The sequence below is a fragment of the Exiguobacterium sp. s132 genome (assembly GCF_018617235.1).
Classification (GTDB): domain Bacteria; phylum Bacillota; class Bacilli; order Exiguobacteriales; family Exiguobacteriaceae; genus Exiguobacterium; species Exiguobacterium profundum.
Genome location: NZ_JACSJU010000002.1, coordinates 290,862 through 314,081 on the forward strand (window position 1 = coordinate 290,862; position 23,220 = coordinate 314,081).

Sequence of the window (23,220 nt, forward strand, 5' to 3'; positions counted from 1 at the left end):
TTTTTGTATTCATGCTTTCATCCGCGTGACCGTTCGGGCTTCCGTGTCATATAGACACCATTCCCGATCGAAGATGACGGCGCCGACGTTAATGACATATCGTTTTTTCTTCAAATGGAACGGTGTCCCGAGTTCCCACGGCAGAGAGGTTCCCTTTCGGTAAATCCCGGGGATGTGACTGTGTCCGATGAAGACGAGTGGGTATTTTCCTTTCTCGACCATCGGTTCCCAGTCTTTATTCCACTTCACTTGATGTCCATGTAAAAAGCGTGCTTCCTCGAGAGTCGTCTGTTCCGGCAATAACGAAATCCGTGTTTTCACAGGATGGTCGATTACGAGCACCTCGTCGATTCGCTCTTCCTGATTGCCTCGTAGACTCGGGAATGTGAGTAACGCTTCATAATTTGGGTCGTACGTCACGACGTCTTCTACATGATGAAAGCGCTCGTGACGTCGTTTTTTGCCAACATGGCATTCGTAGAGGTCCCCGAGACAGAGAATATGCTCGGTTTCGCGACGAACGTCATCCAGGACGGCCTTTAAATCATCAAACGAACCGTGCGGGTCACTGATGATGGCGAGTTTCATCGGAAGTTCGTAAATTGGGCATCGACGGACAATTCAAGTTCACGTACGAGTTGCATGACGGCTTGAAGATCGTCACGCGACTTACCTGTCACGCGAATTTGGTCGTCCTGGATTTGCGATTTGACTTTTAGTTTTGATTCCTTGATGGCGTTGTTGATTTTCTTCGCGTCGTCTTTGTCGATGCCGCTTTTCAATTTCACACGTTGGCGAACCGTGCCGCCGAGTGCGTTCTCTACTTTTTGATAGTCGAGGTTTTTCGTCGGGACACCGCGTTTGATCAATTTCGTGATCAAGACGTCTTTTAATTGCTCGAGTTTATAGTCGTCATCCGAGATGAGGACGAGGTCGCCACTGTCGAGGGACATCTCACTCTTTGACCCTTTGAAGTCATAACGGTTCAAAATTTCCTTTTCCGCAATTTGGATTGCGTTCTTTACTTCTTCAAGATTCATTTCTGACACGATATCGAAAGAATTGTCTTTTGCCATGTTTCATCCATCCTTTGTGTGGTTTTGTTATAATGATAGCAGATTTGAAGCAGTGAAGGAGTGAAGAGATGGAACGTACAATGGATCAACACACACATGCAGACTTAGATCACGTTGCCTATCACGGGAAAGACCTAGGGGTGACGTTCAAAGGGGAACAGATTCGACTACGAGTTTGGTCTCCGGTAGCGGAACAGATGTCGGTCAAGTTGTATCGAACAGCCCGTGCCCGTAAGTTTGAACGACTCGAGCTCGAGCCGGCTGAGAAGGGGACGTGGGTGATCGAACTCGACCGTGCCTTATTCGAAGGTCAATTTTATGTATTTGAAGCGCTGATTGATGGGAAAAAAATAGAGTCGCTCGATCCGTATGCGAAAGTCGTCGGAGTGAATGGGAAACGAGGATGTCTGCTCGATCCGGCATCTTTGAACCCGGACCATTGGATCAAAGAACGTCCGCTATTCAATTCTTCACAAGAGGCGGTCATCTATGAGGCGCACGTCCGTGATTTGACGAGTCACCCAGAGAGTGGGGCGACGCACCGTGGGAAGTTCTTAGGGATGACCGAGACGGGTACGACCACCACGAGCGGTTACCCGACCGGACTCGATTATATTACCTCGCTTGGAATCACTCATCTCCAATTAATGCCGTTCTTTGACTACGGCTCGGTGAATGAGTCACGTGAAGGGGAAGACAATTATAACTGGGGTTACGATCCGGTTCATTACTTTGCGGTCGAAGGATCTTACGCCTCGTCGGCAGATGACCCGGCGACGCGAATTGTCGAATTGAAGGCACTGATTCAAGCGCTCCACGATCGAGGCATCCGGGTCATCATGGACGTTGTCTTCAACCACACGTATGATGCGTTGACAACACCGCTCGGGCAATTCGTCCCGGACTATTACTATCGCTTAAACGAAGACGGAACACTCGCGGATGGTTCGGCATGTGGGAATGACACGGCATCCGAGCGTGCGATGATGCGTAAGCTCATGGTCGAGTGTGTCACGTACTGGGCGAAAGAATTCATGATTGATGGGTTCCGCTTCGATTTGATGGGACTCCATGACGTCAAAACGATGAACCAGATTCGGAAAGCGCTCGACCGCGTCGACCCATCGATTCTTGTCATCGGGGAAGGGTGGGATTTGGATACACCGCTCCCGGTTCGTAAAAAAGCGAATCAGCATAATGCGCATAAGATGCCACGCATCGCCCAATTCAATGATGGGATTCGAGACGGTGTCCGAGGAGACGTCTTCATCGAAGACTTACCGGGCTGGGTGAGTGGAAACACGGATATGACAGCAGATGTGAAACGAGGGATTGCTGGTGGCATCACGAGCCAAAGTTTCGCTGATGAGCCGAACCAGGTCGTCAACTATGTAGAATGTCATGACAATTTGACGCTTTGGGACAAGTTATCCGTGACGAATCCGGAAGATGACGAGACGACACGTCGCCGTCGCCACCGTTTGGCGACGTCGATTGTGCTCCTAAGTCAAGGGATTCCATTCCTTCACAGTGGACAGGAATTTTTCCGGACAAAAGACGGGGATGAGAATAGCTTCAATTCAGGCGAAGTCATCAACCGTATGGACTGGAACCGGGCGGAGCAAGAAGCGCCAAGTGTGGAATATGTGAAAGGTCTCTTGCGTCTGCGTAAGCAATATCCGCTCTTCCGACTCGAAAACACGGAACAGATTCGCAAACACTTGCGTTTCTTTGATGAAGCAGAGGGTGTGATTGCCTTTGAATTGAGCCGTCATGTGGAAGGATATGTAGAACGACATATCGTCTACCACAACGCACTCGAGGAGGCGGTTGAGGTCAAACTTCCATCTGGCAAGTTCGAGGTGAACGTGGAGGACCATACCGTTAATCTGACGGCGCCACGTCAAGTCGAGGACCGTCATATGACGGTCGCTCCACTCTCGACACTAGTCGTAACCGAACGTCGCCCAGATTACAGCAAGTACGCTGTGGCCGGTGGTGCGGCCCTCGCTGTAATCGGTGGTCTCTGGTATGTATCGAGAAAGCGGAAACGCAAAGAGCAGTAACCAAAAAGGAGACGTTAATCCGTCTCCTTTGGTGTGTCTTCCTCTGTTTGAGATGCCTCGAGTTGCATCATTTTTTGAACGAGGATGTGTTTTGGCATATGCATCAGTTCCTCGAGGGGGACGTTTAATTTTTTTGCGAGTTCAACTGCGGTCTCTGGTGATAGTTGTAATGGACGCATGGAAGGTCTCCTTTCTAAACGATATGTCTTTACCGTCAGTATACAGGAAAATCGAAAATGTGTTGAATGAACACATTCAAAATCGAATTTCGTTTCGGTCGTTGCTAAGCTGAAACTAGGAAGTGATCAAATGTACAAACAAACAGCAGACTTTCAATTTCATCAAACGATCGAATGGCTAGAACGTGTAGGTGAAGGTTGGATGTTGTACTTGGCGCAAACTGGATTTTTGTTCTTTGACGAGTCGTCTCAAATTCGCTGGGAGATCGACTGGAAATGGACACCATGCGCCCTATATGTGGAGCCGAATGCAAGACGTGCCGTGGCATGGTTCCAGGAAAAAGGACTTTACGGAGTCATTGATTTACAACGAGGACAGATGGAGACGCATGCGATCCCTCAACGATTCAACGGAGACTGGTTTAGCAATTTGCACTATTGGCAAGGCGATGACATCTTCTTATATTCAGCCGAATCGGATGTCGTAGCCTTGAACCTCCATGATCATACGTTTCGATATAGCCGCTATGAAGAAGTCCCTGTCTTTGGGAACATCATCGAGCTAGCGTATCAAGGGACGTATGATTTTGAACGATTCACACCTGAAACGTGTGTGACATTGTTCGATGAACGAACTCATCATTTTTTAGTTGAAAATGTGAAGACGAAAGAAACCTGGCGCATTCCATACGAAGGAAACCGCGACACGGTCATTCTCGATCAAGTGGGAGAAACGACGGCGATCACATCGACAGAGTCGTTCCAACTGTTTCATCGAGAGGAAGAATTATTTTGCTCAAGCGTGTGTGCAGACACCCAATTATTGAAGGTAATGCTGTTAGATGAACGAGGGGATCGACTCGTCGTCTTGTCCGCACCACCTCGATTTTGTCATAGCTGGCTTCAAGTCTTTGAACGACAAGAGTCCTGAACCGAACCTAGGTTCAGGAATTTTTTGTGAAGTGATGATGAATGAATCGAGAAACGGGAAGTAGATGGATAGACAGGGAGGAGTGACATCAATGGAATGGTTAGGTAGGCAGTTGGTTCGTTTTCGGTATGGCGTATTACTCATATGGGCGATTTTACTCGCGGGTTCAGTTTATTTCGGGCTACAGCTCCCGGGTGAGTTGAGAGGAAACGGATTTGCCATTCAAGACGGACGTTTCCAACAGGTAGAAGATCAGTTGAATGAACGATTTGATCGAGCAGGTGCTTCAATGATCGTCTTATTTGAAGGAGGAAATCTGGAGGCGGTCATGGACGAACAACAAGACCGTTTTGAGGAAATTCCATCAATTGATGGCGTGATTACCCCGGCGGAGAATCCGGACGCGCGTTCAGGGGACGTATCCTATTTCGTGCTGGAATTCGAAGATTATGATGCGGCGGAATCCTCGATCGATGCCGTCCGAGACGCGCTCATCGTTGATACGGATACCGAAGTCCGCTTGACGGGAGAACCGGTCTTTGCGGATGACTTAAACGAAGCTTCGAAAAATGACTTGATTCGAGCGGAGTTGATTGGGATTCCGGTCGCGCTTCTCGTGTTGTTGCTTGTTTTCGGCACACCGCTCGCCGCGCTCATGCCGTTACTCGTCGGGTTGATTACCTTTATTGTCGCAGCGGGATCGCTATTCTTTTTTGCACAAAACATGGAATTATCTATCTTTGTTCTCAATGCCGTCGCCATGATTGCGATTGCGCTTGGGATTGATTTTTCACTGTTACTCGTCAATCGGTATCGGGAAGAGTTAACGCGCGGGCAATCGAGAGAAGAGGCGATTGTCCGGACGGTAGCGACGGCGGGACGCTCGATTCTCTTTTCAGGTCTATGTGTCTTTGTCGGATTAGCCGGACTCCTATTTATTCAAGTAGATGTCTTTCAGGCGGTCGCTCTCGGTGCCCTCATTGCCGTCGCGGGGGCCGTGCTATCTGCACTGACCTTGTTGCCGTCGTCGCTTTACTTAGTCGGTGACGCCTTGAATAAAGGACGAATCATCAAGACAGATGAGACGAAATCTGAAAAGCGCTGGCAAAAACTTGCTCGCTTCGTGATGAGGCGTCCGGTGACGATGACGCTCATTGCTTTGTTGATCCTGCTCCCGAGTCTTTGGTTCGTGCGCGACCTAGAGTTGAACATTCCGGACGCCGATGCGCTCCCTACCTCATATGAATCACGAGCGGCACTCGAACGATGGGACGATGTGTTTGGGGATAACTCGACCGATGCGGTCCTTCTGTTTGAAGCGAACGATTTGACCGATCCGATGATTTTAGAGGAATTGACGAGTCTCACAGATGAGTTAAACGAGGTCGATATTGTCGATAATGTCTCGACTTTCTTAACGACATCCGGATTGACGCCTGAGACGTTTACGCAACTCGCCGAAGCGGCGCCAGAACAACTCGCCCCACTTGAGCGACTTGTGACCCTTGATGGGAATACAGATTTGGCGCTCGTGAATGTCAGCTTCGATGTACCTCCGAGCGACAAAGAAGCGCAAGCATTCGTACGCGATTGGCGAGACAAAGGGTTTGAAGTCGGCGGACCGGCAGCCTTCAATGAAGAGATTTATGATGAGATTTATGACAGCATTCCCTATGCGGTCATCACCGTCATCTTGGCAACCTTCTTCATCCTCATGTGGGCGTTCCGATCCATCTTGATTCCAATCAAGGCGATTCTTATGAACGTGCTTGGTCTTGGGGCGACGTTCGGTTTACTCGTCATCATTTTTGAATCAGGTTATGTGTACGATGCAGAAACAATCAGTATTTTGACACCGGTGTTCATCTTCTCACTCGTCTTTGGATTGTCGATGGACTATGAGGTATTTCTCGTTTCGCGAATCGAGGAATATTACCGCGAGACGGGCGACAATGACTATGCGACGGAGATGGGGCTTGCGAAGACGAGTAAAATCATCACTTCAGCCGCCATCATTATGATCGTCGTGACGGGTGCGTTCGCCTTCACGGGTGTGAGCCCGATCAAACAGCTCGGCGTGGGGATTGCGCTCGCCATCTTCATTGATGCGACCATCATCCGGATCCTGCTCGTTCCGTCTCTCATGAAACTGTTCGGGGATTGGAACTGGTGGTGGTTCGGAAAGAAAGATTTACCGAAACGTAACATGCACTAAAGGTAAAATTCATGAACTGAATCAAAATGTGTGGTAAACTACGTACAAGATTACGCGCAATTTGAGAAAGGAAGGTCTTTATGGATACCGAGAGGACATGGCCTCTGTTCCAACTTCCGGACTTCTAGCGTTGACTGATCGCTTACACGTGTATCAATCAACAAACGGAAGATCGGAGATGGAACAGATGGAACCGCAGCTACGACTGAGGATCCTCCTCTCCGTCAAGAACGGGGAGGACAATCGGAATGAAACGAGTTGCTACCATAGTGCTCGGAACGCTGATCATGGCGTTCGGTTATTATTATTTGAATGAACAGTTTGGTTTGGCGGAAGGCGGGTTCGTCGGATTATCGCTACTCGGTCGTTATTTATTTGATATCGACCCGGCGATTTCGATGATCGTGCTCGACATCCCATTTTTTATCGTCGCTTTGTGGTGGAGAGGATGGCGTTTTGTCGGGCAAGCGGTACTAGCCGCTTCGTCCTTGTCGCTTAGTTATGCGATGTGGGACCGTCTCGACTTGCTCACGTTTGATATTCAAGTATGGCCGGCAACATTGTTTGCGGCCATCGCGAGTGGGATTGTGACCGGATATGGTCTCGGTCTTGTCTTGAAGTCAGGCGGGGCTACCGGGGGCGATGACTTATTCGCTCTTGGCTTATCGAAATGGACAGGTGTGTCGGTCGGTACGATTCTGATTATTTTTGATGTGATCGTCCTTGGGATTTCACTCATCTATTTACCATTATCGAACGCATTGTATACTCTCATCGCAGTATCGATTGCCGGAAGGGTCGTCACAAAGATGCTCGTCGTCGACGAACCGAAAGCGACACCCGTCGCACCAAATTGGACACCAAAAAACGATCTCGCATGAGATCGTTTTTTTATGAAGAGTGAGAGCGAGTTAGGTTGGCTTGAATCCCGATGGAAAAAAATTACTGTTAACAAATCGAGAGTGGTACAATGAACTATAGATTGAATTTCTGGTGGTGAGAAGATGAACCGTAACATCGTAAACTTGAGTATCCTCGCATTACTTATGGCAGTGATGGTAATGAATAACCTTGAAGGACTGCACACGCTCAAAACGATTGTGAACAGTCTGGCAATGCTGACGCTATCTGTCATTGGAATCATGTTCATAACGAACTATGCGAAAAATAAGAAACAAGCTATGTGATGAAATAGGTGGCTGGCGCAGCCTGTTTTCTTTTTCGCTTTTTGTGGTAAATCTCACAGCGCATGCTCTCACCATCCATTACACTAGTGGAGGAAGGAGTGATGGTTGATGAAATGGATGATTCCAACACAGCATGGGGCATGGTCGATGCTCATTTTACCGTTCGTTCTTGGAGGGACAGTCGGGGGATGGGTGTGGACACATGTGCCTTTTGCTATTGCATGGTTGTTTGTCTATATGGGGACATTCTTCTTATTCCAATACATCAAGCAACGAAAGAAATCGCGTGAGCTTTTACGCACCGTGATCATCTATCTGATGATTGCTACACTATCCATCATCCCAGTCTTATGGATGCAATGGAGTCTCATCTGGTTCGCTTTTGCAATGATTCCATTCGGTCTCGCAAACGCCTATTTTGCCAAAATCAAAGATGAGCGAAACGTATGGAATGACGTCAGTGCCGTCACTTCATTCTGTATTGGAGGAATGGCGAGTTATTACCACGGAGCACACGTCGTGGATGAAACAATTGCATGGGTATTCGTTTTGCCATACCTCTATTTCCTCGGAAGTATCTTTTTCGTCAAGACGATGATTCGGGAAAAGAAGAGCATCGCGTATCGTAACCTTTCGTGGGGGTATCATATGCTGTTAATCGTCGTGTTCATTGCGCTCGGTTATCCGCTGCTCGCTTTAGCATATGCCCCGAGTTTGATTCGTGCTATTTGGTTCTACGGCAAAAAAATCCCAATCATGAAGATTGGGATTGTCGAAATCGCAAACTCTGTATTTGTACTGGTGTGTCTCACGATGAATCTCTTAATTTAATTTGTGGTTGATGAGGTACTAGCGATAACGGCGGCAGTCGTGGCAGCGGTCGCCGCTTGTTGCATCGCCAATAAGTGGGCAAACGTACCGTGGAGCAATAAGTCGCTAGCCTCGTTTGTTATGCGTTCGGCCGCTACAAGTTGAAGTGCGATGAGCACGCTATGTGTGTTGAACCAACGCTGCTTGTCTTTTTCGGCCCCTACGATTTCCTGAATAGCATGAATCGCGCTCGTATTCGGTTCCGTGACAATGCTAAGTAGTGCGAGTGCGGGTAAGTGTTCGCGACGAATCGAGATGTGCACTTCATCTAATTGAGACTTCCATGTGAGCAATCGAGAGACTGCTTCTTCGGGTGAGGACTCGCTGAACGTCAAAAGGTGCGAGACGAGTTGCAGTTCGTTTGACTTCGGGAGCCGTCCCTTCAATAATGCATAATGTTGCTCGATGCGTTCGTTCAAATCAATGATATCGTCAAACGCTTGCACGAGCACGAGCGCCGATAATAAGTCTTCCTCGCTTGTCAACCAAGGGTGATGTCGTTTGAACGTTTGATATAGTTCGGTCGCCTCATCGAGCCGACGGTCGGGTTCCTCGACATTGATCAGTTGATTCGCTAAAAAGGGACGTAGTGAACTGAAGCGGAAGTGTTTCCGGTCGAGTAACGTATCGAGACGGAGCGCCTCGTCGATTGCGGTTCCGATGTCCTCATACTTGGCGTCGAGAAACGAGAGCCAGACGAGGTTTTGACTGCCTCGAAACTTCGAGAACATCTTCGTTTTTTGTTTTAATACATCGCGTGCGTTCGAAAATCGAGATGCCTCGAACGGGGTGTCGTGAATTGCGTAATGAACGGCCATCAAGCGTCGGAAATCATCTGTCAGTTCCCACTTTGTTGCCGTCTTGATGGCCTCTAGTGCTTCTACATATCGTTCATATCGTGTCATGTCGAATCGCCTCCTTGTCCAATCATACGAGCGGGGGCGATCAGATGTTTCAAAAAAAGCCGTCTCGGAAACATTTCCGGACGGCTTTTGATTATTGTACTTGTGTGTAGAGTTTTTGCATGTACTCGTTCACTTCATCGGCCGCTTGGAACATCATGAATGAGTGTTGCAAGATGATCTCTGGTGAGAAACCGAGGTCGAGGTCGAGTGTCGAGGCGAGTGTGACATCGCGATCGCTGTCGAGTACACAACGGAAGTATTTGAACTCCTGGTTGAACTCGTTCAAGGCATTAAGAATCGGTAAATCTTCTACGTAATCTGGGACGTGCGTGACGGTAGCAGCATACAACTCAGCATCTGTCGTCTTTTTGTTAAAAGCGATAATCATAACGGGCTGAGCCCCGGATTTTGTTGTTTCACGCGTCAAGAACGTGACGTGCGTTTCAGTGTCGCTCTCTTTGAACGTCATGTTGCGTTCAGCGGCGAGCGCTCTAAATGATTCTACTTTTTCTTCGAAGTTCACAAGGAAATCCCCCTTAGTAAGTCGTTACTCTAACTTTCTCCCATTTGGACAGGGAAAGCAAGGGGAACTAGCGTTTCATCAACATTTTAATGGCTTCTTCCACCGTTTCGGACGTATCTTCGCCATCTGCTTGAGCGGTGATGATACATTGTTCCAAGTTCTTAGCCACAATGATAGTCGAAGCGCGATCGAGTGCGGAACGTGCGGCACTTAATTGCGTCACGACATCGCGACATTCTTTTCCTTCCTCCATCATCCGGATGATGGCACGAATTTGTCCTTCCACTCGTTTCATGCGATTCAATACTTTTGCATCGTATACATACGGTTCCATATCATTCACCTCTATAGGAAAAATTGTTCAGTTACCCAACTATTTATTGTGTAGGCTCATCTTAATACATGGGGGAGTATGTGTCGAGCATCAACTATCCAAATGGATGATGTTGAAAAATTCGACATTTCGTCAAACTTATTTCTTGCAATTAAATACCTAAGGGGGTATATTAATGACGTGGAAGCGAAATGTTCAACAAATCACAAACTTGTTGAACGCCAGCAACCAAGCCGAATGGTATAAATCGAATTGAAAAAAGAAAGGTAGATCAACGATGAAAGCATCCGCTTTAAAACGTCAAATGGACTTTGAAGTGCCTGTAAATATCGTCGACGTCCGAGAACGTGACGAGTTTCAAGAAGCACATATTGAAGGCGCGAAAAACTATCCGTTATCCGAAATGACAGAGTGGATCGACACGCTCGATCCAGCTGAAGAATATGTCGTTCTTTGCCGCTCAGGTGCGCGTAGCACGCAAGCGACTTGGCAAATGGAGGCGAAAGGCTATAAAGTGGTCAATATAGAAGATGGCTTGATGAGTTGGCCAGGAGAAGTCGTCAGAGGAGGAAATGGACAATGAGTAAAAAAATCGTAATCGTCGGTGGGGTAGCAGGTGGTGCGTCTGCAGCTGCACGACTCCGTCGTTTGAATGAAGAGAATCAAATCGTCATGTTCGACCGTGGGGAGTACATCTCATTCGCGAACTGTGGTCTTCCATACTATATCGGGGATGTCATCCAAGACCGTCAAAAACTCCTTGTTCAAACCGTTGAAGGGATGAACAAGCGTTTCCAACTCGATATCCGCAATTTGACGGAAGTCATTAAAATTAACCGTGACGAGAAAACAGTGACGGTGAAACACGTTCAAACAGGCGAAACGTATGACGAGTCATACGACGTTCTCATTCTTTCTCCGGGAGCGAAACCGATTCGTCCAAACATCCCTGGAATCGACGAGGCAGAAGATATTTTCACGCTTCGCAACATTCCGGACACAGATAAAATCCGTGGCTACGTCGATGACAAGGCGCCGAAGCATGCGACCGTGATTGGTGGAGGCTTTATCGGGATTGAGATGGCAGAAAACTTACGTGAGCGTGGTGTTGAGGTGACGCTCGTTGAGATGGCAGACCAAGTCATGACGCCACTTGACCGTGAGATGGTGGCGCCAATTCATGAACACATGCGCTTGCATGGCGTCGAGCTTCAATTGTCTGATGGCGTTTCTTCGTTCTCAGAGCAAGGAAAGAAAGTTCATTTGACAAGCGGTCGTGTCATCGATACAGATATGGTCATCATGTCGATCGGTGTTACACCGGAATCGACGATTGCGCGTGAAGCAGGCCTTGAAACAGGTACGCGCGGTGCCATTCGCGTTAATGAAAAGATGCTCACATCAGACCCGAATATTTACGCGATCGGGGATGCGGTCGAAGTACTCGACTACGTCTTCAAAGAACCAACTGTCGTGCCACTCGCATGGCCAGCGAACCGTCAAGGCCGTCTCGTTGCCGATATCATTAACGGCCGTGACGTGAAATACAATGGAACGATGGGAACGGGAATCGCCAAAGTATTTGATATGACGGTCGCATCGACAGGATGGAATGAAAAACGGTTGAAGGCGGCTGGCAAGACGTATGAGGCTGTTCACGTACATCCAGGTTCGCATGCTGGTTATTATCCAGGATCGACACCTGTGTCGCTTAAACTCTTGTTCCACCCGACAACGGGTGAAATCTATGGTGCGCAAGGTGTCGGAATCAATGGAGTCGATAAACGCATCGACGTCATTGCGACAGCTATGAAGGGTGGTTTGACGGTCCTCGATCTACCTGACCTTGAGCTCAGTTATGCACCACCGTTCAGTTCTGCGAAAGATCCGGTCAATATGATCGGGTATGTCGCGTCGAACGTCGTCCTCGGTGACAATGAAGTCGTACATTGGGATGAAATCGATGAGCTCGTGGAAAACGGAGCGACGTTACTAGACGTTCGCGATGAATCGGAGCATGAACTCGGAAAGATTCCAGGATCAATCAATGTGCCACTCAACTCATTACGAGAAAACTTGGACAACTACGACCGGAATGAAACGATTTACGTGACGTGCCAAGTCGGTCTTCGTGGCTATCTCGCATCACGCATCTTACGTCAAAACGGCTTCAAGGTGAAAAACTTGAGCGGTGGCTACAAGACGTGGTCGCAAATCAATCGTGATTTCGAGGCGCTTGAAGAAGCGAACACATCAAATGAAACAGCGGCTACCGTTGTAGAAGAGGAGCCAACACAAATGACAAATGCACCAATCGGGGAAGCGGTCATGTTAGACACATGTGGTCTACAATGCCCGGGACCTATTTTAGAAGTAAATAAGAAAGTCGCAGAACTCGGGGAAGGCGAAACGCTCCGCGTTCTCGCAAGTGACCCAGGATTCTTCGCAGATATCGAAGCATGGGCGAAGAAGACAGGCAACAAACTCGTCTCGAAACAATTCGTTAACGGACGCGTTGAAGCCATCCTTCAAAAAGGACAAGGTCCGGCTGCACAACAAGCGGGCGCACCAGCAGGAGACGGTGCATCAATGGTCGTCTTCAGCGGAGACCTCGACCGCGCACTCGCATCCCTCATCATTGCGCAAGGTGCTGCCGCGATGGGGAAAGAAGTGACGATGTTCTTCACATTCTGGGGACTCAATGTCATCCGCAAACCGGACGCACCGGAAGTGAAAAAGCAAGGTCTTGAGAAAATGTTCGGCATGATGATGCCAGGACATGCAGGCGAATTGCCACTTTCGAACATGAACTTCGGTGGTGTTGGTCAAAAAATGATGAAGAAAGTCATGAGCGATAAGAACGTTCCTTCTGTCGAAGAAATGATTAAGTCAGCGCAAGAAGCAGGCGTGAAAATGGTAGCTTGCACGATGTCAATGGATGTCATGGGCATCAAAGAAGAAGAGTTGATTGACGGGGTCGACCTTGGTGGTGTGGCGGCTTATCTCGGCGCAGCAGAAGGCGGAAATTTAAACCTCTTTATCTAAATGAAATATAGAACGAGTCGGATTGCGATGCGCTCTCCGGCTCGTTTTTTTGCTTTTAGAAAGAACCGAGATGATGTTGAAAAAACGAATTAATATTGCAATTTTCGTATAATTTACCTATAATTCAAGTCATGTTAAGAAAGTTGACATGACTTTTTCTGTTGAGATTTTTAGAATGATGGAGGATTAGTATGGAGAAATTGGTAGAGAAACTCGTTTCGCAAGCAAACGATTTGTTGTGGTCGCAAGTGCTCATCGTTGTACTTGTTGCTTTAGGTCTTTATTTTACAGTTCGTATGGGCTTCGTTCAGTTCCGCATGATTCCTGAAATGTTCCGCCTCTTGTTCAAAGAGGGCACAGCACGTGAAAAAGGCCAAGTGTCTTCGTTCCAAGCTTTCGCAATCGGAACGGCAGCTCGTGTAGGGACAGGAAACATTGCCGGTGTGGCGACAGCGATTGCGCTAGGTGGCCCAGGAGCAGTTTTCTGGATGTGGCTCATTGCGTTGATTGGGGCAGCATCTGCATTCGTCGAAAGTACGTTGGCACAAGTGTACAAGATTCGTGATGGACGCACATGGCGTGGGGGACCTGCCTACTATATGGAGCGTGCGCTCGGCCAACGTTGGCTAGGTGTCTTGTTCGCGATTTTAATCACGTTCTCATTCGGATTCGCGTTCAACTCGGTACAGTCGAATACGATCTCACTCTCTGTGAGTAACCAGTTCGGGATCAGCACAACAGTCGTCGGGATTGTCCTTGCGATTGTGACGGCCATTGTCGTCTTCGGTGGGATCCAATCGATCGCACTCTTGTCGAGTATCATCGTACCGGTCATGGCAGGTGGCTACATCTTACTCGCGATTTGGATTATGGTGACGAACGTTTCCCTTCTACCAGACGTCTTCAGCCTCATCTTCTCAGAAGGAGTCCTCGGAATTGAGCAACTCTTCGGAGGGGCGATTGGCGCCATGGTACTTCAAGGGATTCGTCGAGGTCTCTTCTCGAACGAAGCGGGTATGGGTTCTGCACCGAACGCCGCTGCGACAGCGGAAGTATCGCACCCTGTCAAACAAGGATTGATTCAATCGTTTAGCGTATTTGTCGATACATTGCTCGTTTGTACATCGACAGCGATGATTATCTTGATTTCAGGCGTAGCCGGTTCAGAGTCGTTTGCGGGTGTCGAATTGACGCAAGCCGCGTTGACAGCAGAAATCGGTTCGGTCGCTACATCGTTCTTGACGATTGCGATTTTCCTATTTGCGTTCAGTTCGATTCTTGGAAACTATTACTACGGTGAGACGAACATCCAGTTCATCTCGGATAAGAAAATCTATGTCACGCTCTATCGCATCGGTGTTGTCGGCATGGTCTTGTTTGGTGCGGTCCGCTCTGCCGGCCTTGTTTGGTCGATTGCTGACGTGTTCATGGGTCTCATGGCACTCGTGAACTTATATGCCATCTTCCGCTTGGCGAAAGTGGCTCGCGCCGTTCTCGATGACTACTTGGCACAGCGACGCGAAGGAGAAGACCCAGTTTTCTATGTCGACTCGGTTGAAAATCTTCCTGGTCGTGAATACATCGAAGCTTGGGAAAGCGAAACAGAGGAACAACAAACAGGAACAAGTCGTTCTTGATATAAGGAACCGTCTACGAATTCAAGTAGGCGGTTTTTTTACATATATAAGACGGGTAATGTCATAAAAAGGGGGCGTTCATGTATGGAGACGACGCATTATGTACGTGTTTCCCCAGAAGTTTGGGTGTCATTTAATCAGGATCCGGAGATGATTTTAGACTGGTTGATTCATATGCATGAGCAATATCGGGATCGGGACGATACGCTGACGCTTCCGAATGTGGAACCGTTTCAACGCGTACTTAGTCAAATCGAGGTATATATCGACGGGGCCGACACGTATAACATGGAAATGGCGCTCGTCGGCGAAGAGTTGATTGTCAATGAGGCGCAGGCGGTCGTGGTCGGTATCTTGACCCCGCAGTTACTTCATATCGTCAAAGATACGTTGCATGCGTTCGGGCGAGATGATGTGAAAGACATGGCATTCGTTGCAAAAGATGAATTCGAGATGATTTGGGAAGATTGGACCCGGTTGCAACAGTTTTGTGAGATCGCTTCGTCCCAGGAAGAACTCGTCTTGATTTATTATGAATGAAAGTGAATTCCCATGGTATACTGTTAATAAATGGTATAAAGGGGATTTGCTCATGGATGTGTTCGGCACACTCATCTGGCTCGGGCTACTCACCAATCCGTTTCTTGCGTATCAAACGGGGTTCAAGTCGCTTTATCGCATCACACTTATCTCATTCGCTGTATTCTTGGTGACATGGGGGTATGCTGTCACGGTCGGGGTGGCATCTGTTTCATTTGACACGGCTTGGAACGTCCTTCTCATCGTATATGTTGGTCTTTTAGTATTGAATAGTTATTTGGTCAGCAAGCGGTTCGTTCCAAAAATGACATGGATTCGTTTTGTTGCAATCGCACTGATAGGCGTTGGTGTCAGTCAAGCGTGGTTGGGATTGAGTACAGGGGAGTGGACGACTTTATTCTTCATGGACGGGGATTTCTGGATGATGAGCGTCATCGTATCGCTACTCCTCCTACTTCTCGTCACACTGAAGACGTTAGATCATCAAATAGAAGCATGAAAAAAATCCCGAAACGAGTCACCTCGCTTCGGGATTTTGATTATTTCAACGCTGTCTCAAGTGCCTTGACGTTTTCACGCATCAAGTCGAAGTAGCTCTTATCCATCTGTTCTTTCGTGACCGATTCCAAGTTGTAGATCGTCACGCTCTCTGCACCGATCTCTTGTTTCACGACTTCGGCCACTTTTGGTGTGACCGTGTCTTCGAATGCGATATAGTTCAAGTCGTGGAGACGGGCTTCCTCGATGATCCGCTTGAGAGCTTGTTGTGACGGCTCTTCAGACGGTGTAAGTCCCGCGATTGGTAATTGGTCAAATCCGTAACGTTCAGCCAAATAACCATATGCGGCATGCGTCACGAGTAACTCGGATTTTGAACCGTTCTCGACGGCTGCCTTCAATTCCGCGTCGAGATCGTTTGCTTCGTCTTTGAAAGTGCTTAACCGTTCTGCGAACTCGTCTTTATAGTCGGGTGCTTCCTCACTGAATGCGGCTTCGACCGCTTCTGCCATTGATACAGCATTCATCGGGTCGAGCCAGACGTGGGGATCGTATTGACCGTGACTATGACCGTCTCCTTCTTCGTGAGCATGTTCATCTTCAGAATGTCCTTCTTCTTCATGAGCGTGGTCGTCTTCAGTATGTCCTTCCTCATCATGGACATGGACGGTATCCGCCGCATCAAGTAACTTCACGTTCTCGGCTGTTTTGACGAAGGCGACGTTCTGACCATCTAAACTCTTCTCCATAGACTCGACGTAAGGTTCAAGGTCATGACCAATCGTCAAAAAGAGGTCGGCTTCTGCGATTTGTGTCATTTGCTTTGAAGTTGGCTCATACGTATGCGGATCAGCCCCAGGTGGAATGACCATCTCCACGTGGACGCGGTCCCCACCGATTTCTTCGGCTAATGATTTTAATGCAAACGTTGAAGCGAAGACGGTCAGTTGACCATCTGTCGATTCAGATGCGTTATCTCCTTCGGTATTTCCACACGCACCAAGTAAAAGCGTACCGGCTGCGACTGCGCCTAACCAAGTTTTCTTCATCTTCCATCTTCCACCTTTCAAGTTATCTGAATATTAAATCGTAACTGTTACGTTTTATGACTGCGAGTAATATTATAGTGTGAGCTTCGGAGCACGTCAAGTCCGACTTCTGATGGATAGATTTTTGAAAAAAGCGGGAATATGATTAAAAAAAGGAACGAGGAGTGGATTGTATGAGAAAGGAGACTGCCTGGTTTGTCGGGGGTGCGGCGATTGCTGCGGCGACGGCAGCCGGGGCTAGCGTGTGGAGTCAATATGGGTCCCTTGTCAGATGGCAAGAACCCGAGTTGCCGATTCAACCGACAACACGCCGGCGCCACACGTACACGTATAAAATTGTTCACGATCGTCCGCTCCAATTTGATTTGTATCTCCCCCCTGGAGAAGGGCCGTTCCCCGTAGCGGTATATGCACATGGGGGAGCGTTCGTCAGAGGGAATCGGAGTATGGTGACCCTGTTTCATCCATTGCTTGACCACTTTTTGGGGAAAGGGATCGCTGTCGTCAGCATCGATTATCGCTTATTTGAAGACGGGGTGTACTTCCCCGATAATATTTTTGATGTCTCAGATGCACTGTGCTATTTGAAACAACATGAATCGTTATTGACGCTAGACACGAGTCAATTGCTCGTTTGGGGGGATTCAGCAGGCGCTGCGCTCATGCTTGCGACTGCGCTCGACCGTCATCGACAATTTGCAGGTGATTTGGGAGACGACCTCCCGACGATCAAAGGGGTCATCGCCTTGTATCCACCGACGAACTTTTTATTGTTCAAATTCATCCAGACGTGGCTCGCCCATTTAAAGTTCTATGAAGGAAGCCGCGAGGAATGGCGTGAGTTGATGGTAAAATGCTCCCCGGTCTCCCATCTATACGCCGATGCCCCGCCGATTTTACTGCTACACGGGAAGAAAGATCCGATTGTCCCGTTCGGCCAAGCGCTTCACTTCGTCGAACATGCGAGTGATGTCGGTGCGAACGTTCAACTCATTTCATTTCCAAATGGAACCCACTCGCTTGCGAGCTTCCTCCAATCGGATAATCCAATCAAAGAAGAGCAACTCATGGCCCGAATCAATCGTTTTATTGAAGAATGTCTCGGATGACGTTGCGATTTTTAAGGAAGATGGTACGATGGGGGATGATTGAAAGAGTAAGGAGTGGAAGTAGTGACAGAGTTATGTTTAGTCAGACACGGTCAGACCGATTGGAATCGTTTAGAAATTATTCAAGGGCGTGAAGATAACCCGTTGAATGCACTCGGACGTCAACAGGCAGAGGAGAGTGCAGCTTTTTTGAGTCAAGAGGAGTGGGACGTCATCGTATCGAGTCCCTTGTCACGTGCGGTTCACACCGCACAAGCAATCGCAACAGCGTGTGGCATCGAACATAAAGCGATTCTGCTAGATGAGCGTTTCATTGAACGTGAATTCGGAACGGCATCCGGGCAACCCGTGAAAGGAATTTACGAGGCGGTCCAAGCAGATGACCAGGAGCGGATTCCTGGTCTCGAAACAGAAGACGAGATGCGTAGCCGGGTCTTAGAAGGAATGAACCATTTGGTGGATACGTATCCAGGGAAGCGCATCGTTGTCGTCTGCCATTCCCATGCAATCAAAGCGGCGCTTTCTGCCATCGATGGGACATATACGTTCCGTCACGCCATGCGAAACGCCTGCTCGAACTATATCATCCATCAACAAGGTCAGTTTGAAGTGAAGGCGGTCAACGTGGCTGACCATATCACCGATCCGACCATTATGAAATGAGGAGAATGTCATGACGACCTTACTATGGGTATTCATTATCGCATCATTTGTGGTCGCTTTTGCAGGACTCATCTATCCAGTCATCCCGAGTGTCTTGTTCTTGTTCATCGGATACATGATTTATGGATTCGGTTTTTCGTTTGAACCATTGACCTGGACATTCTGGGTATGGCAATCGGTCTTCCTCGTCTTCTTATTCGGCGTCGACTATGTCGTCACCCGGGCTACGGTGGATAAACGGGGCGGTTCGGAGCGAGCGAAATGGGGTGCGACAATCGGCTTGATTGCGGGACCGTTTATTTTCCCGCTCGTCGGGGTTTTGATTTTCCCGTTCATCTTCGCTTTCTTGGCGGAGTTGACACTCGGGAAGACGACACGTGAAGCGTGGAGCATCGGCGTCGGAACCGTTCTCGCCTTTCTCGGCAGCACACTCTTAAAAGTGATCGGGATGACGATGATGATCATTCTATTCTTTATCTACGTGTGAGGCGGAGATGTTTCTCCGTCTTTTTAGTTTGAAAGGTGAATGGTTTTGGGGAAAGAAAAACAGGTCATCCGATTATTCGAATGACCCGGTTTTAACCAATTGATTGAAAGCGGAGCGACTGAACGATTGTTGCATTTCGACTTTTTTCTCGAAGAAGGCGGGCTTTAAATTCGATGTGGCGACGCCATCTTGAATCAACGAATCGAGTACTTGCTTCGTCGCGTCTTGTTTCGGCATCAACATGAGTCCTTCAGCGACGAACGTATGATGGTCGTTCAAGGCCCGCTCGCTCGTGAACGTCAAAGCGAGTGCAGCCGGGGCGTTCGTTGGCGACGTGATGACGGCTTCAGCGAGGATGAGGATGCGTTTGTTTAAGTAATGATGGAGCGTGACAGCCGACTCGGTCGGCACGAGCATTTCGAGGAGCCATTCTGAATCGTGCTCCTTCGAGATGATTAAACCATCGAGTAAATCGATCGGTAAATTCAGTTCATTGCCGTATTCGTCTTGGACGAGTCGGACTTGGACGAGGCGAAACGTTTTCATAGGATCGTTCCTTTCCGCGTTTTCTTTAGACCATCTTAACACAGTCTGAGGAATAGAATGTGTTAAGATAACGGGGAAGAAACAGAAAAATAGAGAGTGAGGGAGGCATCAAGATGAGTTGGGTTGTTGGCGTAATCGGGTATGTGACGATTCTCGCAATCGTCTATTATGGTGTCCTTTTCTTCAAAGTGAAACGGGAGCGGAGTCGGGCCGGCTATCGGATCTTTCTCTTGCTTGCCGGATTGTTTTTAGTCAGTGGGAGCGATTATATCATTGCGTTGTTCCAAGGAGACACCGAAGCGACGTTTTGGCAACGGACCGTCTATTTTGTCTTGATATTGCTCTCTTTGTCGATGGCGCTTTACTTTCGGAGAAAAGAAGATCAAAGCCAAGCAGGCGAGATGACAATGGTATAAAAAAACGGCTGTGGGTATGCACCCACAGCCGTTTTTTTATTTTGGTACCCGCGTTTTGCGAATCATATCGAGTTTTAAATCCCATAGTGGCTTGCTGAACGTCACCGAATACACTTCCGGTAAACGGAGACGCTTGTACTCTTCCCACAATCCGTTCATCTGCTCGTGATGATATGCACGAATCTCACTTGTGCTTGGAAGGTCGTATACGCGTTTCCCATCAAGGAAGATTGGTTGCAACAAGCGTTTCACGTTGAAGTTACGTGTCTTGATCTTGAAGGCCGGGTCACGGACGTCAATCAAGTCGATCTCGGTGTAAGATTCGACCGGTTCATCGGCGAGGGCGATATAGTCGCCTTTGAACTTTTTCGTTTCGTTGTCGATGATGCGATACAACTCTTTCTTGTGAGGAGTCGTCGTCTTCACCTTAGAAGAAGATACTTTGATGACCGGTTTTAATTCCCCGGATTCATCCTCACGCGCGACGAGTTTATAGACCATACCGAGTGCCGGCTGCTCGTAAGCCGTGATGCCACGTGTCCCAACGAGGAACGTATCGGCCTCTGCGCCTTGCATCCGTAAGTCCTGGATGACATACTCATCCAAATCCCCAGAGACGACGATTTTGACGTAGTCGAGCCCTGCTTCATTCAACGCTTTCCGGGCACGCTTCGACAAGTAGGCGAGGTCTCCAGAGTCGAGTCGTACTGACTTGAGACGATGGCCCTTCGCCTCGAGTTCTTTTGCGACCGTAATCGCATTCGGCAGACCAGACTTGAGTGTGTCATACGTGTCGATGAGAAGGCTCGTGTTGTCCGGATACATTTCAGCGAATGAACGGAATGCGCTCAATTCATCATCATGGAACTGAATATCAGCATGCTCCATCGTTCCTCCTGTCGGGACATCAAAGTCACGACCGGCTGACACGAGACTTGTCACATCAAAACCAGCGATGTAAGCCGCACGTGTTCCGTAGTAAGCCGCATCGACACCTTGCGCGCGACGAGCTCCTCCTTCAAGGAGTGTCTCGTTCGGAGCAGCCTGACGAATCCGGGCATACTTCGTGGCGATGAGTGATTCATGGTTCGCGATATTGAGTAGCGCCGTTTGGAACAGTTTCGCTTCAAAGATGGTCGATTCAATCCGAACGACTTGTTCATGTGGGAAGATGACTTCTCCTTCGCGAACACTATATAGTGAACCAGTGAACTTAAAGTTCCGTAAGACGTCTTCGAATTCATCTTCGAATCCGAGTTGCTCTTTCAAATAGGTGATGTCCGCCTCCGTAAAGGAGACGTTCTCTAAGTAGTGAACGATATTCTCGAGTCCGGCGAAGACGACATAACCACCACTAAATGGATTCGAGCGATAGTAAAGGTCGAAGACGACCTTTTCATTATGGCGACCTTGCTTCCAGTAAATATACATCCAACGTGGAAGATAAAGATCTGTGTGAAGGGCTAAATTACGATGTAACATATGATTTCCTTTCTGTTTTACGTCACTTTCCGACGACTGTCGCACCGAGTGTTGTGACGAAATGTTCGAGCGCCCATTCATGGCCGACCGGGTTGAAGCTTTGAACGGCATCGGCATGGACGACGATTTGATAACCGAGGTTGTAGGCATCTACGGCTGTATGGAGTACACAAATATCCGTGCAGACACCGACGAGATGAACTTCTGTGATTCCGCGTTCCCGAAGACGCAGGTCAAGGTCAGTTCCGGCAAAGGCACTATAACGTGTCTTATCAATCCAGTGGTCTGCCTGTTTCGCAGCTTCCTTCACAGAACCGTACAACTCACGGCCCTCTGTCCCGCGGATATTGTGCGGCGGGAACAACGTCGTTTCAGGGTGGAACGTGTCACCTGCATCATGGACGTCGTTCGCGATGACGACATAGTCATCCGTTGCGAATGTTCCGATCAATTCGACGATCCGTTCTTCAATCTCTTGCCCGGGTTTCCCACAAGTCAAACGACCACTGTCTGCGATAAAATCAAATGTATAATCAATAACAATCAATGCGCGCATGGGAGATGCTCCTCTCTCGTAATGAAAATGATGGCTATCCATCTCATTCTAATTCATTATACATCATGCACGGAAGATTATTTTTCTTCGGTTTGGGTAGATTAAGACAGTAGACTGTATAGGGAAAGGGGATTGTGACGATGGTATTATCGCAAAGTGAATTGACAGAGGAACTGTCACGGTTGAACGGTTGGGAAGAAGTGAACGGGGAGATTCAAAAGACGTATCGGCTGGAAACATTTCCGGAGGCCATTCAGTTCGTGCATCTTGTAGCAGATTTGGCTGAATCGCTCGATCATCATCCGAACATCTTGATTGAATATCGGAACGTGACATTGACCGTATCGACCCATGACGAAGGGGGCATTACGGAGAAAGACATCACACTCGCGAAAGGGTGTGAGGAACTTGTCTAAGCTCTATATGACTTTTGCGTCAGGCAGCGTGGCGGAGCGTCTTCGAAAGGAGCCAGGCGTCATCGCGGCGAATGGACACGAAACGATTTTGCTCGCAGAAGGAGAGAAGTCTCCGTTCAAGAGCGGTAAAGTGTTTGAAATTGAAGAGGCGTCGGGCGAATTTGTGAAAAAAGGGAACATTTTATACGCGAACGTTCCGGCAGATGAGAATGCCCGCTCCCTGTTGTTTCACCACTTGTTGACGGAAAAGGCGCCACTCGGTGTCAGTCATGATGGGTTTTCGGCATACCGATTAGGTGTCGACCCGGATGATAATCATGCCGTCGTCTTTATTCAGTTCACGTCTGGTGGGAAACACTTTCGTGATACGGCGGACTATGCAATCCTTGAAGACCGCTTGAAGCGAGCGGTCGAACAGCGCGGTGCAGGTCCCGTCATAAAACACTATGTCGTCAGTGAGTCAGATAATCTATAATAAAAGATAACGTCA

27 protein-coding genes are annotated in these 23,220 nt (G+C 48.4%); 17 read left to right on the forward strand and 10 right to left on the reverse strand.

Going from position 1 to position 23,220, the window contains the following annotated elements; translation table 11 throughout:
- Positions 1-9: 9 nt before the first annotated feature.
- A complete protein-coding gene (locus KNO78_RS12120) occupies positions 10-588 on the reverse strand; it encodes a metallophosphoesterase family protein (RefSeq protein WP_159563362.1) in 579 nt (192 codons plus the stop codon).
- Positions 585-1,076, reverse strand: coding sequence for a YajQ family cyclic di-GMP-binding protein (locus KNO78_RS12125; RefSeq protein WP_074034908.1), 492 nt, complete (start codon positions 1,074-1,076; stop codon positions 585-587). The genes KNO78_RS12120 and KNO78_RS12125 overlap by 4 nt, the downstream gene beginning before the upstream one ends.
- 68 nt (positions 1,077-1,144) lie before the next feature.
- On the opposite strand from KNO78_RS12125, the gene pulA reads away from it, so the two are divergent.
- On the forward strand, positions 1,145-3,142 hold the full coding sequence (gene pulA, locus KNO78_RS12130; protein ID WP_214691301.1) for a type I pullulanase: 1,998 nt from the start codon (positions 1,145-1,147) through the stop codon (positions 3,140-3,142).
- Between the two features lie 14 nt (positions 3,143-3,156).
- Here pulA and KNO78_RS12135 read toward each other — a convergent pair whose 3' ends face one another.
- A complete protein-coding gene (locus KNO78_RS12135; protein ID WP_074034904.1) occupies positions 3,157-3,321 on the reverse strand; it encodes a YycC family protein in 165 nt (54 codons plus the stop codon).
- Positions 3,322-3,451: 130 nt separating this feature from the next.
- Between KNO78_RS12135 and KNO78_RS12140 the strand changes: the two genes are divergently transcribed.
- The 5 genes from KNO78_RS12140 to KNO78_RS12160 all read left to right on the forward strand — a co-directional run bounded on the left by KNO78_RS12140 (position 3,452) and on the right by KNO78_RS12160 (position 8,485).
- Positions 3,452-4,252, forward strand: a complete 801-nt coding sequence (locus KNO78_RS12140; RefSeq protein ID WP_159563364.1) for a hypothetical protein — start codon at positions 3,452-3,454, stop codon at positions 4,250-4,252.
- 91 nt (positions 4,253-4,343) lie between these two features.
- Positions 4,344-6,467: an MMPL family transporter gene (locus KNO78_RS12145; RefSeq protein ID WP_214691300.1), complete on the forward strand. Its 2,124-nt coding sequence runs from the start codon at positions 4,344-4,346 to the stop codon at positions 6,465-6,467.
- A 248-nt stretch (positions 6,468-6,715) separates the two neighbouring features.
- A complete protein-coding gene (locus KNO78_RS12150; RefSeq protein WP_031424422.1) occupies positions 6,716-7,348 on the forward strand; it encodes a YitT family protein in 633 nt (210 codons plus the stop codon).
- A 123-nt stretch (positions 7,349-7,471) separates the two neighbouring features.
- On the forward strand, positions 7,472-7,654 hold the full coding sequence (locus KNO78_RS12155) for a hypothetical protein (RefSeq protein ID WP_031424424.1): 183 nt from the start codon (positions 7,472-7,474) through the stop codon (positions 7,652-7,654).
- Positions 7,655-7,762: 108 nt separating this feature from the next.
- On the forward strand, positions 7,763-8,485 hold the full coding sequence (locus tag KNO78_RS12160; protein WP_214691299.1) for a YwiC-like family protein: 723 nt from the start codon (positions 7,763-7,765) through the stop codon (positions 8,483-8,485).
- Here the strand turns inward: KNO78_RS12160 and KNO78_RS12165 are convergent.
- The 3 genes from KNO78_RS12165 to KNO78_RS12175 form a co-directional block, all read right to left on the reverse strand.
- Positions 8,482-9,429 (reverse strand): DUF4003 domain-containing protein, encoded by a 948-nt coding sequence (locus KNO78_RS12165; RefSeq protein WP_159563367.1) that lies wholly within the window; start codon positions 9,427-9,429, stop codon positions 8,482-8,484. The genes KNO78_RS12160 and KNO78_RS12165 overlap by 4 nt on opposite strands.
- A gap of 91 nt (positions 9,430-9,520) precedes the next feature.
- A complete protein-coding gene (locus KNO78_RS12170) occupies positions 9,521-9,952 on the reverse strand; it encodes a type III secretion system chaperone family protein (protein WP_015880528.1) in 432 nt (143 codons plus the stop codon).
- Positions 9,953-10,019: 67 nt separating this feature from the next.
- The gene (locus tag KNO78_RS12175) at positions 10,020-10,286 is read right to left on the reverse strand and encodes a metal-sensitive transcriptional regulator (RefSeq protein WP_015880529.1); all 267 of its coding nucleotides are present in this window, start codon (positions 10,284-10,286) and stop codon (positions 10,020-10,022) included.
- A 277-nt stretch (positions 10,287-10,563) separates the two neighbouring features.
- On the opposite strand from KNO78_RS12175, the gene KNO78_RS12180 reads away from it, so the two are divergent.
- The 5 genes from KNO78_RS12180 to KNO78_RS12200 all read left to right on the forward strand — a co-directional run bounded on the left by KNO78_RS12180 (position 10,564) and on the right by KNO78_RS12200 (position 16,007).
- Complete coding sequence (locus tag KNO78_RS12180; RefSeq protein WP_015880530.1) at positions 10,564-10,869, forward strand: rhodanese-like domain-containing protein; 306 nt, start codon at positions 10,564-10,566, stop codon at positions 10,867-10,869.
- Entirely contained in the window at positions 10,866-13,331 is a 2,466-nt protein-coding gene (locus tag KNO78_RS12185) for a CoA-disulfide reductase (RefSeq protein WP_214691298.1), read from the forward strand. The genes KNO78_RS12180 and KNO78_RS12185 overlap by 4 nt, the downstream gene beginning before the upstream one ends.
- A gap of 191 nt (positions 13,332-13,522) precedes the next feature.
- The gene (locus KNO78_RS12190; protein WP_159563369.1) at positions 13,523-14,968 is read left to right on the forward strand and encodes an alanine/glycine:cation symporter family protein; all 1,446 of its coding nucleotides are present in this window, start codon (positions 13,523-13,525) and stop codon (positions 14,966-14,968) included.
- Positions 14,969-15,052: 84 nt separating this feature from the next.
- A complete protein-coding gene (locus KNO78_RS12195; RefSeq protein WP_031424431.1) occupies positions 15,053-15,508 on the forward strand; it encodes a hypothetical protein in 456 nt (151 codons plus the stop codon).
- Positions 15,509-15,560: 52 nt separating this feature from the next.
- Positions 15,561-16,007, forward strand: a complete 447-nt coding sequence (locus KNO78_RS12200) for a hypothetical protein (protein ID WP_214691297.1) — start codon at positions 15,561-15,563, stop codon at positions 16,005-16,007.
- 40 nt (positions 16,008-16,047) lie between these two features.
- Here the strand turns inward: KNO78_RS12200 and KNO78_RS12205 are convergent, their stop codons facing one another.
- Positions 16,048-17,055, reverse strand: a complete 1,008-nt coding sequence (locus KNO78_RS12205) for a metal ABC transporter solute-binding protein, Zn/Mn family (RefSeq protein WP_214691296.1) — start codon at positions 17,053-17,055, stop codon at positions 16,048-16,050.
- Positions 17,056-17,228: 173 nt separating this feature from the next.
- On the opposite strand from KNO78_RS12205, the gene KNO78_RS12210 reads away from it, so the two are divergent.
- The 3 genes from KNO78_RS12210 to KNO78_RS12220 all read left to right on the forward strand — a co-directional run bounded on the left by KNO78_RS12210 (position 17,229) and on the right by KNO78_RS12220 (position 19,314).
- The gene (locus tag KNO78_RS12210) at positions 17,229-18,164 is read left to right on the forward strand and encodes an alpha/beta hydrolase (protein WP_074034886.1); all 936 of its coding nucleotides are present in this window, start codon (positions 17,229-17,231) and stop codon (positions 18,162-18,164) included.
- Positions 18,165-18,227: 63 nt separating this feature from the next.
- On the forward strand, positions 18,228-18,827 hold the full coding sequence (locus KNO78_RS12215; protein ID WP_159563373.1) for a histidine phosphatase family protein: 600 nt from the start codon (positions 18,228-18,230) through the stop codon (positions 18,825-18,827).
- 10 nt (positions 18,828-18,837) lie between these two features.
- Positions 18,838-19,314 carry a DUF456 domain-containing protein gene (locus KNO78_RS12220; protein WP_031424439.1) on the forward strand — a complete coding sequence of 159 codons (477 nt, stop codon included), beginning with the start codon at positions 18,838-18,840 and terminating at the stop codon, positions 19,312-19,314.
- A 72-nt stretch (positions 19,315-19,386) separates the two neighbouring features.
- Here the strand turns inward: KNO78_RS12220 and KNO78_RS12225 are convergent, their stop codons facing one another.
- Positions 19,387-19,860, reverse strand: coding sequence for a YwpF-like family protein (locus tag KNO78_RS12225; RefSeq protein WP_031424441.1), 474 nt, complete (start codon positions 19,858-19,860; stop codon positions 19,387-19,389).
- A 113-nt stretch (positions 19,861-19,973) separates the two neighbouring features.
- On the opposite strand from KNO78_RS12225, the gene KNO78_RS12230 reads away from it, so the two are divergent.
- Positions 19,974-20,276 (forward strand): 7TM diverse intracellular signaling domain-containing protein, encoded by a 303-nt coding sequence (locus tag KNO78_RS12230; RefSeq protein ID WP_031424443.1) that lies wholly within the window; start codon positions 19,974-19,976, stop codon positions 20,274-20,276.
- Between the two features lie 36 nt (positions 20,277-20,312).
- Here the strand turns inward: KNO78_RS12230 and KNO78_RS12235 are convergent, their stop codons facing one another.
- On the reverse strand, positions 20,313-21,758 hold the full coding sequence (locus tag KNO78_RS12235; RefSeq protein ID WP_078146154.1) for a nicotinate phosphoribosyltransferase: 1,446 nt from the start codon (positions 21,756-21,758) through the stop codon (positions 20,313-20,315).
- Positions 21,759-21,780: 22 nt separating this feature from the next.
- Entirely contained in the window at positions 21,781-22,314 is a 534-nt protein-coding gene (locus KNO78_RS12240) for a cysteine hydrolase family protein (protein ID WP_074034877.1), read from the reverse strand.
- Positions 22,315-22,454: 140 nt separating this feature from the next.
- Here KNO78_RS12240 and KNO78_RS12245 point away from each other — a divergent pair, with 140 nt between their 5' ends.
- Together KNO78_RS12245 and KNO78_RS12250 are read left to right on the forward strand one after the other, a co-directional pair.
- Positions 22,455-22,730: a 4a-hydroxytetrahydrobiopterin dehydratase gene (locus KNO78_RS12245; protein ID WP_078146155.1), complete on the forward strand. Its 276-nt coding sequence runs from the start codon at positions 22,455-22,457 to the stop codon at positions 22,728-22,730.
- Positions 22,723-23,205, forward strand: coding sequence for a hypothetical protein (locus KNO78_RS12250; protein WP_230235411.1), 483 nt, complete (start codon positions 22,723-22,725; stop codon positions 23,203-23,205). Before KNO78_RS12245 ends, KNO78_RS12250 begins: the two co-directional genes overlap by 8 nt.
- Positions 23,206-23,220: the final 15 nt, after the last annotated feature.

Coding starts and splice junctions, on each gene's coding strand:
- KNO78_RS12120 (WP_159563362.1), bottom strand. CDS start 588: ATGAAACTCGCCATCATCAGTGACCCGCACGGTTCGTTTGATGATTTA.
- KNO78_RS12125 (WP_074034908.1), bottom strand. CDS start 1,076: ATGGCAAAAGACAATTCTTTCGATATCGTGTCAGAAATGAATCTTGAA.
- pulA (WP_214691301.1), top strand. CDS start 1,145: ATGGAACGTACAATGGATCAACACACACATGCAGACTTAGATCACGTT.
- KNO78_RS12135 (WP_074034904.1), bottom strand. CDS start 3,321: ATGCGTCCATTACAACTATCACCAGAGACCGCAGTTGAACTCGCAAAA.
- KNO78_RS12140 (WP_159563364.1), top strand. CDS start 3,452: ATGTACAAACAAACAGCAGACTTTCAATTTCATCAAACGATCGAATGG.
- KNO78_RS12145 (WP_214691300.1), top strand. CDS start 4,344: ATGGAATGGTTAGGTAGGCAGTTGGTTCGTTTTCGGTATGGCGTATTA.
- KNO78_RS12150 (WP_031424422.1), top strand. CDS start 6,716: ATGAAACGAGTTGCTACCATAGTGCTCGGAACGCTGATCATGGCGTTC.
- KNO78_RS12155 (WP_031424424.1), top strand. CDS start 7,472: ATGAACCGTAACATCGTAAACTTGAGTATCCTCGCATTACTTATGGCA.
- KNO78_RS12160 (WP_214691299.1), top strand. CDS start 7,763: ATGAAATGGATGATTCCAACACAGCATGGGGCATGGTCGATGCTCATT.
- KNO78_RS12165 (WP_159563367.1), bottom strand. CDS start 9,429: ATGACACGATATGAACGATATGTAGAAGCACTAGAGGCCATCAAGACG.
- KNO78_RS12175 (WP_015880529.1), bottom strand. CDS start 10,286: ATGGAACCGTATGTATACGATGCAAAAGTATTGAATCGCATGAAACGA.
- KNO78_RS12180 (WP_015880530.1), top strand. CDS start 10,564: ATGAAAGCATCCGCTTTAAAACGTCAAATGGACTTTGAAGTGCCTGTA.
- KNO78_RS12185 (WP_214691298.1), top strand. CDS start 10,866: ATGAGTAAAAAAATCGTAATCGTCGGTGGGGTAGCAGGTGGTGCGTCT.
- KNO78_RS12190 (WP_159563369.1), top strand. CDS start 13,523: ATGGAGAAATTGGTAGAGAAACTCGTTTCGCAAGCAAACGATTTGTTG.
- KNO78_RS12195 (WP_031424431.1), top strand. CDS start 15,053: ATGGAGACGACGCATTATGTACGTGTTTCCCCAGAAGTTTGGGTGTCA.
- KNO78_RS12200 (WP_214691297.1), top strand. CDS start 15,561: ATGGATGTGTTCGGCACACTCATCTGGCTCGGGCTACTCACCAATCCG.
- KNO78_RS12205 (WP_214691296.1), bottom strand. CDS start 17,055: ATGAAGAAAACTTGGTTAGGCGCAGTCGCAGCCGGTACGCTTTTACTT.
- KNO78_RS12210 (WP_074034886.1), top strand. CDS start 17,229: ATGAGAAAGGAGACTGCCTGGTTTGTCGGGGGTGCGGCGATTGCTGCG.
- KNO78_RS12220 (WP_031424439.1), top strand. CDS start 18,838: ATGACGACCTTACTATGGGTATTCATTATCGCATCATTTGTGGTCGCT.
- KNO78_RS12225 (WP_031424441.1), bottom strand. CDS start 19,860: ATGAAAACGTTTCGCCTCGTCCAAGTCCGACTCGTCCAAGACGAATAC.
- KNO78_RS12230 (WP_031424443.1), top strand. CDS start 19,974: ATGAGTTGGGTTGTTGGCGTAATCGGGTATGTGACGATTCTCGCAATC.
- KNO78_RS12235 (WP_078146154.1), bottom strand. CDS start 21,758: ATGTTACATCGTAATTTAGCCCTTCACACAGATCTTTATCTTCCACGT.
- KNO78_RS12240 (WP_074034877.1), bottom strand. CDS start 22,314: ATGCGCGCATTGATTGTTATTGATTATACATTTGATTTTATCGCAGAC.
- KNO78_RS12245 (WP_078146155.1), top strand. CDS start 22,455: ATGGTATTATCGCAAAGTGAATTGACAGAGGAACTGTCACGGTTGAAC.